The organism is Methylorubrum salsuginis (assembly GCF_900114375.1).
GTDB classification, from domain to species: domain Bacteria; phylum Pseudomonadota; class Alphaproteobacteria; order Rhizobiales; family Beijerinckiaceae; genus Methylobacterium; species Methylobacterium salsuginis.
Window position 1 is genome coordinate 1 of the sequence record NZ_FOSV01000032.1, and the last position, 13311, is coordinate 13311.

Below are 13311 nucleotides of genomic sequence, written 5' to 3' on the forward strand. Positions count from 1 at the left end.
CTAGAGCATCGAACCTTTAATCGGACGCATATCCCTTGGCCTTGAGGAAGTTGCGGCACTCCTGGGGCTCGAACAAGCCGCAGATGTCGCCGATGGCACGCCAGAGTGCATCGAAGGTGCGTGCCTTGGCCTTGCGCAGGTGGGCCTTGAGCTTGGCGAAGGCCTCTTCGATCGGATTGAGGTCGGGCGAGTAGGGCGGCAGGAACAGGAACCAGGCGCCGCGCTGCTTCAGACAGGCGGCAGCCTTGGAGCTCTTGTGGACGGAGAGATTGTCAAGGATGACGACGTCGCCCTTGTTCAGGGTCGGGGCGAGCTGGGTCTCGACGTAGGTCTCGAAGGCCGCTCGGTTCATCGCCTTGTCGATCACCCAAGGCGCACTCAGCCGGTCGCAGCGTAGACCGGCGATGAAGGTCTGCGTGCCCCAATGGCCGAACGGCGCCTTGGCGTGCAGCCGGGTGCCTTTGCGGCTGCGCCCGCGCAGGCGGGTCATCTTGGTGGTGACGGCGGTCTCGTCGAGGAAGACGAGGCGATGACAGGCCGCCCGCATCAGCGGCTGGCGCTTGATGCGCCACTCGTGGCGATCCTCAGGGATCGGTGCGCGTCCGCGCTCGGCGGCCATCAGGGCTTTTTTTATACGTGAAGCCGCGCTGGCAGAGGAAGCGCGACAGCGCGCCCGGCGTGACCGTTACGCCGCGCTCGCTCCGCAGGGTCTCGGCCAGTTCCGGCAGGGTGATGTCGGGCGTGGCCTCGACCGCTGCGATCAGGAAATCGGCCACCGGAGCTAATTTGCCGCCGCCCTTGGGTCGCCCCTGACGGGCGGGCGCCACCGACCCGGTTCGCGCTTGGCGCTGCGCCAGCTTGACCGCGCAACTGGCGCTGACGGCAAACCGGCGCCCTGCCTCGCGCCGTGAGTGGCCTTCCTCAACAAATCGGGTGATCCGCTCACGAAGGTCCAGCGAGTAGCATTCGCCCATGATCCACCTCCAAGCTGGAGGGAATCAGGCCATGCCCGCCTCTGCAACCCGCGATTCCAATTTCAGACACGACGCTCTAGGTTTATCGGACCTCTGCTCGACCTCCGTCGGCTTTCTTCAGGCCGCCTTGAGGCGCAGCCGCTCGAACTGCTCGTGGATCGCATTTGCCGGAACGGGGCGGCTGAACAGATAGCCTTGTGCCTCGTCGCAGCCTTCCAGGCGCAATTGCTCCATCTGCGCCTCGGTCTCGATGCCCTCTGCGGTGACCGTCATGCCGAGGCTGCGGCCGAGCCCGACCACGGAACGGACGATGAGCCGCGAATTGCCGGTGATGTCGAGGTTGCGCACGAAGGACTGGTCGATCTTGATCTTGTCGAACGGGAAGCTCTGCAGGTAACTCAGCGACGAATAGCCGGTGCCGAAATCGTCCATGGCGACCCTCACGCCGAGGCGCTTGAGGGTGTGAAGGGTGGCGAGCGTCGCCACGTTGTCGGTGAGCAGCACCGACTCGGTGATCTCCAGTTCGAGCCGGTAGGCCGGCAATCCACTTTCGGTCAGCGCCTCCATGACGGCGCGCACCACCGCGGCGTTGCGGAACTGGGCTGCGGACACGTTGACCGCCACGGCGACGCCGCTCGGCCAGGACACGGCCTCGTGGCAGGCCCGGCGCAGCACCCACTCGCCGATGGCGCCGATCGTGCCGGTCTCCTCGGCCAGCGGAATGAACTCCGCGGGCGAGACATAGCCGCGCTCGGGATGCTTCCAGCGGAGCAGCGCCTCGCAGGCGGCGACACGCCCATGAGTGAGGCTGACGATCGGCTGGAAGAACAATTCGAGTTCGCCCTGGGCGATCGCCTGCTTGAGGTCGTGTTCGAGCGCGCGACGCTTGCGCAGTTCGAGATCCATCTCCTCGTCGAAGAACGACCAGCCTCCACGGCCGCCGGCCTTGGCGCGATAGAGCGCGAGGTCGGCGCATTTGAGCAGCGTCTCGGGGTTCTGACCATGCTCGGGCGCGAGCGAGATGCCGACGCTGACGCCGACCGAGACGACATGGCCGTCGAGGAGGAAGGGCTCGTCGAAGATGCAGGTCAGACGGCCGGCCAGGGCGATCGCATCGTCGCGCAGGCGCGATCCGGACTGAACGATCGCGAATTCGTCGCCGCCGAGCCGGGCCAGGAGGTCGGTCTCGCGCAGGCAGGCCTGGAGCCGCCCGGCGACCTCCTTCAGCAGCGCATCGCCGACCGGATGGCCGAAACTGTCGTTCACCTCCTTGAACCGGTCGAGGTCGAGGCAGAATACCGCGAAGCCGTCCCCTTCGGCGAGACGGGCGGCGGCCTCCTCCAGGCGCTCGGCGAAGACCATCCGGTTGGCCAGTCCCGTCAGCGCGTCGCGCCGCGCCATGGTGATGATCCGCGCCTCCGCCTCGAAGCGTTGCGTCACGTCCTCATAGGTCGCGATCCAGCCGCCCTCGGCGGTGGGCTGGTGGCGCACCGAGACGATGAAGTCGCCCCGGATCGAGCGGCATAAGGCGCCGCTGCTGCCGCTGCGCAGAAGATCCTCCTGCTCCAGCACGAGGTCGACGGCACGGCTGTCGTCGAAGGTGGAATGCGCCGCGATCTCGGACGCCATCGAGCGCAGGCTCATGCCGGGGCGCAGGGAGCCCGGCTCGATGCCGAACATGTCGCAGAAGCAGCGGTTGTGGACGAGCAAGCCGCCCTCCGCATCGAACAGGCACAGGCCCTGGAGCATGTTGCTCAGGGCGGCATCGAGTTGGAGATTTCCGCGCTTGAGCTGCTCCTCCTGCTCCTTGAGGCGCGTGATGTCGGAGCAGACGGCGACGAAGCCGCCGTCACGGGTCGGGCTGCGACTGATGCTCAGCCAGCGCCCATCCGCCGCCTGCCGCTGCACGGCGGCGGTGTCGTGGTCCCGCATGGCCAGGAGGGCGTCGGCGGTCACCGAACCGCGCGCCTCGGCCAGCTCGAACGAGGCGGCCTCGGTGGGATCGAGGCCGAGCAAGGCCGCGAAGCGCGCATTGGCCATGACGATGCGGCCCGCGGCATCGGCGACGACGATGCCCTCGTTCGAGCCCTGGACCGCGTCGACGAGCAGCCCCTCGGCCGAGCGGCGCTGGGCCACCTCCTCCTGCATCATCGCGCGGATATTGCCGCGCATCGCCTCCATGGCGCGCAACAATGCCCCGAACTCGTCGCCGCCGCCCCTGGGCACCGGTACGGCGAGATCGCCCGCCGCGATGCGGGTCGCGACGGCGGACGCCTCAGCCACCGGCCGGACGATCTGGCGGGACAGCAGCAGCGCCACGACGCCGGCGAGCACCATGGCGAAGAGGGTGGCGGCAATGCTGAGCCGCACGTCGCGGGCGACGAGGATGCGCGCCGCCTGACGGTAGGAGAAGCCGTCGCCGGCAGTGAAGTTGATGAGTAACTCGATATGCTGCTCCGCCGTCGCAGCATGGGCGTCGAGCGCCTTCCAGACATCGACGCTCTGCGGCCCGGCTCCGAATTCGCGGCGGGCGGCGAGCCAATCGACGACGGCGGCCTTGGCGGCGTTGGCCTCCGCGGCGGCGCGGACGGATTGCGCCCGCTCGGCGGCGATCCCGAGATCTTCCTCGAAGGTCTGCACCAGGGATTCGATGCGGGCTTCCTGGGCCTGCTGCTCGGCTGGATCGTTCGCGAGCCGCACGCGCGCCACCGCCACCTGGATCGCCGCGAAATCGGCCGATGCGGCGCGGGCGTAATTGATCGACATCAGCGACCGGTCGTAGGTCTTGTCGACGAGTTGGCCCGTGGTGAGGATGCCGAGAATGGCGTAGGTGCCGAGGAGCGCGGTGATCGTGCTCAGCATCAGGAAGGCGAGAAGGATGCGTCCGCGGATGGTCCCGCCGACGCGCAGCAGGGCGCGGCAGGCAGCGCGCCAGCGGACGATGCGTATCGGGATCCGGAGGGAAATCATCGGGTTGGGGAGTACTCCGCCCGGCGACCCTCCCCCACATTCGTTAAGGTAGTTTCCACCCTCGTGGAGTTGCCGGTATTCGGGCTTCCGTGGACTAGCTCACGTTAAGGTGAGCGCAACCAACCCATCCCTAGGTTGGCGCCGGGAGAGCGCGGGGGCGTTCCCCACCCTGGGGAATTCAAGCGCATGCCTCACGCGAGCCGGATCCGGCCCAGGCGACTCGCAGCCGGCGGCCTGATGGCCGGATGCCTCCTTTGCGGTGTCGCGCTCGCGACGGGCGGCGTGACCACGCAGCACATCACCCAGAAGGGCCGCGCCTTCGCCCCCGGCGCGATCACGCTCCATCCCGGCGAGAAGGTCGAGATCGTCAACGACGACGGCGAGCTCGTGCACCACGCCTATCTCGAACATCCGGATTTCAGCTTCGACACCGGCGAGCAGGCGCCGGGCAGCCGGATCGTCGTGGCATTTCCGAGCAAGGGCAGCTTCACGGTGCTGTGCGGCATCCATCCGAAGATGAAGCTCCTCGTCACCGTGAAGTGATCGCGCGGCGCCGAAGCGTATCGGCCGCCGCGAGGGCCGTTCAGGACGATTCATCCTTTGAAAGGCATCCGTCGATAACCTCGGCGTTCAGAGGTTCGGATGGCGAAGAGAACGGCAGGTGCGGCAGCGGTTCTGATGGCCCTCTTGGGATGCGCCTCCGCCATCGGCGTGGCCGGTGAGCCGGACCGCGCCGCGCGCCTCGCGGAGTATCGCCGGCCGAACGCGATCCCCTTCCCCGAGACCAATCCGTACAGCCAAGCCAAGGCGGAACTCGGTCGTGCGCTGTTCTTCGATGCCGACCTGTCACGGGACGGCAGTCGGGCCTGCGCCAGCTGCCACCTCCCCTCCCTGGACTGGACCGACGACAGACCGCGGGCCATGCGCAACGACGGCAGGCCGATGGCGGTGCGCACGCCGACGCTGCTCGACATCGCCTGGATCGAACGCAGCCTCGGTTGGGACGGACGCTTCCGTGACCTCGAAGCGGTCGCCTTCGTTCCGCTGTCGGCGCCCACCAACATGAACGTGCCGGACAGCCTCTTGGTCGAGCGGCTGAACGCGATGCCGACCTACGCCGCCGCGTTCCGCAGCGCCTTCCCGGAGGCCGCGGACGAGGCGCGACCGGTGACCCGTCGTCGGATCGAGCAGGCGCTGGCGACCTTCCAGCGCCTCATCGTCGCCGGCCCGGCCCCGTTCGACGCCTGGGCCGCGGGCGATCCGACCGCGGTGAGCCCGGCGGCCAAGCGCGGCTTCGACCTGTTCACCGGCAAGGCCGGTTGTGCCGCCTGCCATTCCGGCTCCAGCTTCACCGACGGCTCATTCCACGACATCGGCACGGCGTCCGGCGACGACATCGGCCGGGGCCGGTTCTTTCCGACCTCGACGGCCCTGCGCTACGCCTTCAAGACGCCGACCCTGCGCAACGTCGCCCGCCGCCCGCCCTACATGCACGACGGCTCGGCCACGGGCCTCGCCGAGGTGGTGGAACTCTACGACCGCGGCGGCATCGACCGCCCGAGCCGCTCCCGCGACATCCGCCCGTTGAATCTGTCGGCGGGGGAGAAGGCCGACCTGATCGCCTTCCTCGAGAGCCTGACCGATTCCGGTGCCGACGGCCCGGCCCACCGTCCGATCACGGCGGAGCCGCCGCGCCCCTGAGGCCGCGGGTCAGATGACCGGAACGCCGACCGCCACCGCGGCGGCATCGTAGAGGTCGCCGTAGAGCACGCCGTGGGCGAGGTAGTAGACGCCGAGGAAGACGGTCAGCGCACCGAGATAGCCGACCGGGGCCAGCGCCGCGTCCCGGCGGGTGGCCGGCACCCGGGCGTCGTCGGCTGCGATGGCGATCAGCACCGCGATGATGCCCGAATGGCCGATTGCGTCCACCTTGCCGAACTCGACGATCGCCGAGACGAACACCGCGGCCAGGATGATGGCGGAGGCGCGGCGCACCAGGGGCGTCCAGATCAGGGCGAAGGCTAGGGTGAACTCGATCACGCCCGCCGCTCGCATGAAGGTCTCGGGCGAAGTCCCCATCGTCATGGCGGGCTTGGCGGCGAGCAGCGGATCGGTCCAGTGCGGATAGGCCCATTTCTCGACCGAGGCCCACATCAGCGTGACGGCGGCGGTGGCCCGCACCACGTCGATCGGGCGACGGCCGAAGAAGGTACGGTCGAGGCCGGTGAGCGCGAGATAGGCCGCGATTCCGAGGAAGACCGGGTAATCGGCGAGGTGGAAGGCGCCGTAATGCCAGACGGCGAAGCCGAACAGAAAGACGATCCCGAGGGCGGTGAGCGGCAGCGTGCGCTTCCAGATCAGGCAACCCGCCATGGCGAGCTGCAGCCAGGAGATCCACTGCGCGTCGGTCTTGAGTTCGGGCGTCAGGATGATGCCGCCGAGATTCCACACCGACACGAGGAAGAAGCCGACCACCACCCGCACGATCAGGCTGGTGTCCTCCCGCAGCCGCGCCGTGACCCGGTCGAGGGCGTCGAGGAGGGCCGTGCCGAACGATGTGCCCTCGGCGAGGCAGCCAACCATCAGGCAGAGGATGGCGAGGCCGGTCATCAGCTCGAAATCGGTGCAGAGCACCTCCGCCAAGCCGCGGGGCTGGCCCGCCACGTCGAAGGCGCAGAACCATTTGACGTGGGCGCTCGCCGCCCCCGTCCCGAGGATGAGGAGGCCAGCGGCCGTTGCAAGCACGACGGGAGAGCGCACCCAGAAACGGGTCACGAGGGACATGGCGCCGCCGGATCGGAGGGAGAGGATTTCGTTGAGGAAAAGCTAACGAAATGCGACGCGTCACGCTAAGGTTTTGTTGACGGACCTTTCCCGAAGGTTAACGCGCTTGCACCCTCAGGATGCAGGATTTCGCTCTGTGACGATGGCTGCCGGAAGGGATTTCGGCCTGTGGACAACGGGGAGAGCGGCTCGGCCCGACGGGGGCCGGGCTTCGTTGACGTTTCGTGAAGCCGAAGGGGGCAAGGCTGGGGCAATCTCCGGCCGGCTCGTGCGGTCGGCGACGCGCAGATTGCACCCGGAGACCGGATGGTCATGCTCTTCAGCCTCGCCTGCCTGCTCCTCGGGGCCGTCCTTTCGGTCCAGGCGGGACGTTACCCGGCCTGGACCGCCCGAATGGAGACCGCGGGCGGCCTCGCGCTGGTGACGGGACTTGCGGTGATTGGCGTCGGACTGAAGCTGTCGGTTTAGAGTGTCTCACAAAACTCCCGCTGCTCCGTCGCAGCCAAAGGAGAGCCGGCGGTGAACAGAGGTTTCATGAGGCACTCTTACGCTGCTTAAAGACTGTCACGGTTCCATCCCGCACGCTAAGCGTCAGACGTAACACGGGCTCTCGTGGCGCTGCCGGTGTAACGCAACCGCATGAGGGCAAGCACCGTCTCGGGCGAGGCCGCGCGCTTGAGAACAGAGATAGAATCGAGCCGTCACCGATTGGGTCCGCCCGATTCACGCGGCGAGCGCGGGCGTTCGGTGCCAAGCGTCGTCCGCGGAACTGGCTGCGATCCCTGCCGATAGCCAAGGCATCGTTAAGGGTTTGCGAATAGGGCTGGACGACAGGTTCCCGAGACGGGGCGCCGTCGGGCGGACGCCAAGCCGTGCGGACGCCGATGCCTCGCCGCATCCTGCAAGGCCGGTCCATGCTTTCCCTACGGATCAGTGCCGACGCGACAGGCCTCGCGCGCCTCGGCAGCGGCCCCGTTCCGTCGCGGCCGGTGCCGGCGAGACCGGTCGGGCCGGGAGCGGGGGCGCCCGCGCGATGAACCCCTGCCGCTCTGGCGCGCGGACGGCCGGCTTTTCCCTGGTCGAGATGCTCGTCGTCCTGGCGATCCTGGGTTTGGCCGTCGGGATCGGCGCGCCGTCGATCAGCGGCCTCTTCCCCGCGCACCGGCTGAACGCCGCCGCCGAGGCCGTCGCCGGGGAGGTCGCCCTGCTGCGGATCGAGGCGCAGCGCACGGGCCGCCCGATGAGCCTCGCCTTCGACGAGGAAACGCGGCGCTTTCTCAGCACCCGCCCCGGCGCGCCGGCCCTCGCGATGGCCGAGTGGCGCGTACTGGTGGAGAGCGGGACGCCCGGCCGCGTCGAGCCGGGGGAGGTCCGCTTCCTGCCCGAGGGCGGCAGCACGGGCGCGCGCATCACCCTGTCGGGCTCGGGCGGCACCCGCATCCTCGTGGTGAGCCGGGCGACGGGTGCCGTGCGCCGGGCCGAGGCGGCCCCGTGAGACCGCCCGCGGTCGCCCCGGCGGGAGGCGAAGACGGCTTCACCCTGGTCGAGGTGCTGGTCGCCTTCGCTATCGTGGCGCTCGCCACGATGTTCGTGCTGCGCATCCACGGCGACATCCTCGCCCGTGGGCAGAGGGTCGAGGCGATCGATGTCGTGATCGACGAGGCCGAAAGCATCGTGCAGCTGCGCGCCGCCGCGCGGGCGCTGCGACCCGGCATCGAGCAGGGCCGGTTCTCCAACGGGCGGCTGTGGTCGCTCGAAGTGGCCGATCTCGGCCCGATGCTCGGCTGGCAGAACCTGCCGCCGCTCTGGCGCGTGCGCCTGCGCGAGGGCGGCACCGACGGACGCGTGATCTACACCACCCTGGTCGCGGAGGGGCTCGGTGGCTGAGCGCGCCGAATCCGGCTTCACCCTGATCGAGATGATCGTCTCGCTCGCGCTCATGGCCCTGATCGCGATGCTGCTGATCCAGTCGCTCCAGGCGACCGGGCTCGTCACCCGCAGCGCGCAGCGACTCGCCGCGCAGGAGGAGGTGCAGCTCGTGCGCGGCCACCTGCGGCGCACGCTGGCCAACGTCGTCCGCCGCCGCCGCGACGGCAAGCGCGTCCCCTTCCTCGGCCAGGGCGAGGTTCTGGCGGCGACGATCGGGGCGAATGCCGAGGCCGAGCGCGTCTCCGAGATCATGGTCGGCCTCAGCGCGACGGCGGCGCCCGACGGCACCGGCTTCGCGCTGGTGGAGGAGACCCGTATCATCTCCGGCGCCATGACGGGGGCCATGACGGGGCCCGAGCGCGAGGTGCTGCTCCGGGGCATCGCCGGGCTGAGGCTGCGCTATTTCGGCGTGCTCGGTCAGACCGGCAGCGCGGATTGGCAGCCGCGCTGGGTCACGGCCTGGCAGCGCACCGACCGCCTGCCGACCCTGGTCGAGGTGAGCGTCGATTTCCCCGCCGCCGATGCGCGGCGCTGGCCCGCTCTGGTCCTGCCGCTCGGAGCGGGGCCGTGAGGCGGGCGCCCGCCCGCGAGGCCGGCTTCGTCCTGCCCTCGGTCGTCGCGATCCTGATCGTCGTCGCCGCCGCCGCGGCGCTGGCGACGCAGCAGATGCAGACCCATACCCGCACGACCGCGTCCCGCTTCGACGGGCTGCGGCTCCAGGGCCTCGTGGATGGGGTCGCGCGCTTCGTCGCCGTGTCGCTGATCAACGAGCGGGTGCGGCGGATGCCCGGCCTCGGCCTGCCCGAGAACGGCAGCACCGTCGCCTGCCCGCTGCCGGGCCTCGGCCTGATCCGGGTCAGCGTGCAGGACCAGGGCGGCCTGATCGATCTCAACGCCTCGCCGCGCCCGCTCCTGGAGGATGCGTTCCGCGCCCTCGGTCTCGCCGACCGCGACGCCTCGGCGATCGCCGCCGAAATCGTCGACGACCGTGACGCGGACGACACGCCCGAGCCGGCGGGAGGGGCCGAGGCTCCGCAATACAAGGCCCGCGGCCTCGCCTATGGGCCGCGCAACGCACCCTACGATTCGATCGACGAACTCGACCGGCTGCCCTCGATGACGCGGGCGATCGGCGCGATCCTGCGACCGGCGGTGACGGTCTGGAACAACGGGGGCGGCCTCGATCCGACGCTCAACCCGATCCTGACGGCGCGCGGCGGAGCGGTCTCCGAGGGACTGCGCCGCCATGCGAAGGCCTCCTTGCGCCAGTTCTACGAGATCCGGGTCGTGGTCGAGACGCCGAGCGGGGCGCGGTCGGGGCGGGCCGCGGCGCTGTCGGTCGATGGGCGCAGCACCGGCCTCGGTCTCCTGACGTGGCGCAGCTCCACACACGTCGCCGCGCCGGGCGCTGCCCATCCCGCCTGCGAAACCTTGACGCTACTGGCGAAGGGCTGATCGACACCACCCCCCGCATTCGTTGAGATCGCGGGCCCAACGGCCTATGCAGGGGCCATGGAACGCCATCCCGCAACCGAACGACCCATGACCCCCGCGACTTCGGCACCCGCGACTTCGGCTCCGCTGGCTCCGGTCTCCGCAATGCCGGTTCCCGCGACGCGTCTGGCCTGCCCGTCGCCGCTCGCGGGCAAGGCGGCGCCGTTCCTGCCGATGAGCCGCGCCGAGATGGCGGCCCTCGGCTGGGACGCCTGCGACATCGTGCTGGTGACGGGCGATGCCTATGTCGATCATCCGAGCTTCGGCATGGCCATCATCGGCCGTCTGCTCGAATCGCAGGGATTCCGGGTCGGCATCATCGCCCAGCCCGACTGGCAGTCGGCGGAGCCGTTCAAGGTGCTCGGCCGCCCGAAGCTGTTCTTCGGCGTCACCGGCGGCAACCTCGATTCGATGGTCAACCGCTATACGGCGGACCGCCGCCTGCGCAGCGACGACGCCTACACGGCCGGCGGCGAGGGCGGTAAGCGCCCCGACCGTTCGACCATCGTCTACACGCAGCGCTGCCGCGAGGCGTTCAAGGACGTACCGATCGTCCTCGGCGGCATCGAGGCGTCGCTGCGCCGGATCGCTCACTACGATTACTGGTCCGACAAGGTGCGCCGCTCGATCCTGGCCGATGCCAAGGCCGACCTGCTGATCTACGGCAACGCCGAGCGCGCCGTGGTCGAGGTGGCCCGGCGCATGGCCGCGGGCGAGGCGCCGAACCAGCTCGATTCGGTGCGCGGCGTCGCCCTGTTCCGCCGCGTGCCCGAGCACTACACCGAACTGCCCGCCGACGACCTCGATTCCACCGACGAGGCCGCCGCCCGAAAGCCCGGCGACACCGTGATCCGGCTTCCCGCCTACGACGAGGTGAAGGACGACAAGGAGGCCTATGCCCGTGCCTCGCGGGTGCTGCACCGGGAGGCCAATCCCGGCAACGCGCGCCCGCTCGTCCAGCGCCACGGCGACCGCGACCTGTGGCTGAACCCGCCGCCGATCCCGCTCTCCAGCGAGGAGATGGATGCGGTCTACGACCTTCCCTACGCGCGGGCCCCACACCCGTCCTACGGCGACGCCAAGATCCCCGCCTGGGACATGATCAAGTTCTCGGTGACGATCATGCGCGGCTGCTTCGGCGGCTGCACCTTCTGCTCCATCACCGAGCACGAGGGCCGCGTCATCCAGAACCGCTCTGAGGGCTCGATCCTGCGCGAGATCGAGCACATCCGCGACAAGACCCCGGGCTTCACCGGCGTGATCTCGGATGTCGGCGGGCCGACCGCCAACATGTACCGGATGGCCTGCAAGGACCCGAAGATCGAGGCGGCCTGCCGCCTGCCGTCCTGCGTGTTCCCGGACATCTGCCCGAACCTCAACACCTCGCACGACGACCTCATCCGGCTCTACCGCAAGGTCCGCGAGGTGGAGGGCGTCAAGAAGGTGATGGTGGCTTCGGGCGTGCGCTACGATCTCGCCGTGCGCAGCCCCGAATACGTCGAGGAACTGGTGACCCACCATGTCGGCGGGCGCCTCAAGATCGCGCCCGAGCACACCGAGCGCGGCCCCCTCGACCTGATGATGAAGCCGGGCATCGGCACCTACGACCGCTTCAAGGAGATGTTCGACGAGGCCGCCAAGAAGGCGGGCAAGAAGTATTACCTGATCCCGTACTTCATCGCGGCGCATCCCGGTACGACCGACGAGGACATGCTGCAGCTCGCGCTGTGGCTCAAGAAGAACGACTACCGCGCCGATCAGGTGCAGACCTTCCTGCCCTCGCCGATGGCGACCGCCACCGCGATGTACCACACCGAGGTCAACACGCTGAAGGGCGTGCGCCGCGGCGGCAGCGAGCCGGTCGAGGCGATCAAGGGCCTGCGCCAGCGCCGCCTCCACAAGGCGTTCCTGCGCTACCACGATCCCGAGAACTGGCCGCTCCTGCGCGAGGCCCTGCGGGAGATGGGCCGGGCCGACCTGATCGGGCCGCGGCCTGACCAGCTCGTGCCGCTCTCGCAGCCGCCGGGAACCGGCCTGGGTGCCGGCAGAGGTGCGGCCAAAGGCAAGGGCAGGGGACCGGGCCAGCCGCGCCCGGAATACCGCCCGGGTGGCGGTCAGCGTTTCACCACGAAGGGCGTGCCGCTGAAGTGACGGTTTCGCGCCTCCGACGCGGCCCGCCCCGCCGGAAAACGCGCCGCGCCGCTTGACGGCGGGAGGGGCGGGGGCTTTGTCCCGGAGCGTCGTCCCGCCCATCCCCATCCCTTGAGAGAACGCTTGCCATGACGCCGCCCCGCGACGGTTCGGCCAAACCGCCGGGATCGAAGCCTCCGGGTTTCAAGCCGGGCTTCCGGCCCCGCCGCCCCGGCCCGCCCCGGCCGCCCAGCCACACGCAGCGCGAGGGGATGGACCATGTCGTGCTCTACGGCTGGCATCCGGTCTCGCAGGCGTTGGCCAACGAAGGGCGCCGTTTCCACCGCCTGCTCGCCACCGAGAACGCGCTGCTGCGGCTGAAGGAGACGCTGCCCGCGCTGCCGATCGAGCCGGAGATCGTCCGCCCCGGCGCGATCGACCGCCTGCTCGGGCCGGACGCGGTGCATCAGGGGCTCTATGCCGAGGCCGAGCCGCTGGAGGCACCCGCTCTCGATGCCATGCCGGACGATGCGCTGCTGCTCGCCTTCGACCAGATCACCGATCCGCACAATGTCGGGGCGATCGTGCGCACTGCGGCGGCCTTCGGCGTCACCGCCATCGTGACGACGGCGCGCCACTCGCCGAACGCCACCGGCGTCATGGCGAAGTCGGCCTCCGGCGGGCTGGAGCACGTGCCGCTCGTCGTCGTGCGCAACCTCGCCGAGGCGCTGATCACCTTGGGCGAGCGCGGCTTCACCCGGATCGGCCTGGATTCGGACGCCGAGGCGCCCCTCGACAGCGTCGGGCCGCGCCGCCCGGCGGTGCTAGTGCTCGGTGCCGAGGGCAAGGGTCTGCGCCAGCGCACCCGCGAATGCTGCGACGTGCTGGTCCGCATCGACGCCACGGGGGCGATCCGCAGCCTCAACGTCTCGAACGCGGCGGCGATCACCCTCTACGCCCTGACGCGCCCGGCCTGATCGCCTCGGCGCCTCGACGATCCCCGGGCCCGCGCCCGGGGAATCGCTCATAG

General features: G+C 69.7%; 12 protein-coding genes. 9 read left to right on the forward strand and 3 right to left on the reverse strand.

Translation table 11 applies throughout. The features are described 5' to 3' along the window. Positions 1-16 precede the first annotated feature (16 nt). A protein-coding gene (locus BM140_RS23010; RefSeq protein WP_091948107.1) for an IS630 family transposase occupies positions 17-974 on the reverse strand; the annotation gives its coding sequence in 2 pieces (ribosomal slippage) (positions 17-622 and positions 624-974; 957 coding nt in all). Positions 975-1091: 117 nt separating this feature from the next. Next, positions 1092-3944 carry an EAL domain-containing protein gene (locus tag BM140_RS23015; protein ID WP_091951533.1) on the reverse strand — a complete coding sequence of 951 codons (2853 nt, stop codon included), beginning with the start codon at positions 3942-3944 and terminating at the stop codon, positions 1092-1094. Between the two features lie 282 nt (positions 3945-4226). Here BM140_RS23015 and BM140_RS23020 point away from each other — a divergent pair, with 282 nt between their 5' ends. Further along, the gene (locus tag BM140_RS23020; protein ID WP_244535598.1) at positions 4227-4487 is read left to right on the forward strand and encodes a cupredoxin domain-containing protein; all 261 of its coding nucleotides are present in this window, start codon (positions 4227-4229) and stop codon (positions 4485-4487) included. Positions 4488-4586: 99 nt separating this feature from the next. Then, positions 4587-5645 (forward strand): cytochrome-c peroxidase, encoded by a 1059-nt coding sequence (locus tag BM140_RS23025; protein WP_091951534.1) that lies wholly within the window; start codon positions 4587-4589, stop codon positions 5643-5645. A 9-nt stretch (positions 5646-5654) separates the two neighbouring features. Here the strand turns inward: BM140_RS23025 and BM140_RS23030 are convergent, their stop codons facing one another. Further along, positions 5655-6728 carry a hypothetical protein gene (locus BM140_RS23030; RefSeq protein WP_091951536.1) on the reverse strand — a complete coding sequence of 358 codons (1074 nt, stop codon included), beginning with the start codon at positions 6726-6728 and terminating at the stop codon, positions 5655-5657. A gap of 306 nt (positions 6729-7034) precedes the next feature. Here BM140_RS23030 and BM140_RS26030 point away from each other — a divergent pair, with 306 nt between their 5' ends. From BM140_RS26030 to rlmB, 7 genes are all read left to right on the forward strand, one after another. Then, on the forward strand, positions 7035-7196 hold the full coding sequence (locus BM140_RS26030) for a hypothetical protein (RefSeq protein ID WP_165616545.1): 162 nt from the start codon (positions 7035-7037) through the stop codon (positions 7194-7196). Between the two features lie 565 nt (positions 7197-7761). Continuing rightward, positions 7762-8223, forward strand: coding sequence for a GspH/FimT family pseudopilin (locus BM140_RS23035; protein WP_091951538.1), 462 nt, complete (start codon positions 7762-7764; stop codon positions 8221-8223). After that, positions 8220-8615 (forward strand): type II secretion system protein, encoded by a 396-nt coding sequence (locus BM140_RS23040; protein WP_091951540.1) that lies wholly within the window; start codon positions 8220-8222, stop codon positions 8613-8615. The genes BM140_RS23035 and BM140_RS23040 overlap by 4 nt, the downstream gene beginning before the upstream one ends. Then, positions 8608-9228 carry a prepilin-type N-terminal cleavage/methylation domain-containing protein gene (locus BM140_RS23045; protein ID WP_091951542.1) on the forward strand — a complete coding sequence of 207 codons (621 nt, stop codon included), beginning with the start codon at positions 8608-8610 and terminating at the stop codon, positions 9226-9228. Before BM140_RS23040 ends, BM140_RS23045 begins: the two co-directional genes overlap by 8 nt. After that, positions 9225-10112, forward strand: a complete 888-nt coding sequence (locus BM140_RS23050; RefSeq protein ID WP_244535599.1) for a type II secretion system minor pseudopilin — start codon at positions 9225-9227, stop codon at positions 10110-10112. Before BM140_RS23045 ends, BM140_RS23050 begins: the two co-directional genes overlap by 4 nt. Positions 10113-10169: 57 nt before the next feature. After that, positions 10170-12302, forward strand: a complete 2133-nt coding sequence (locus tag BM140_RS23055) for a YgiQ family radical SAM protein (protein ID WP_091951544.1) — start codon at positions 10170-10172, stop codon at positions 12300-12302. Positions 12303-12430: 128 nt separating this feature from the next. Further along, a complete protein-coding gene (rlmB, locus tag BM140_RS23060) occupies positions 12431-13258 on the forward strand; it encodes a 23S rRNA (guanosine(2251)-2'-O)-methyltransferase RlmB (protein WP_091951546.1) in 828 nt (275 codons plus the stop codon). The last annotated feature ends 53 nt before the right edge of the window (positions 13259-13311 follow it).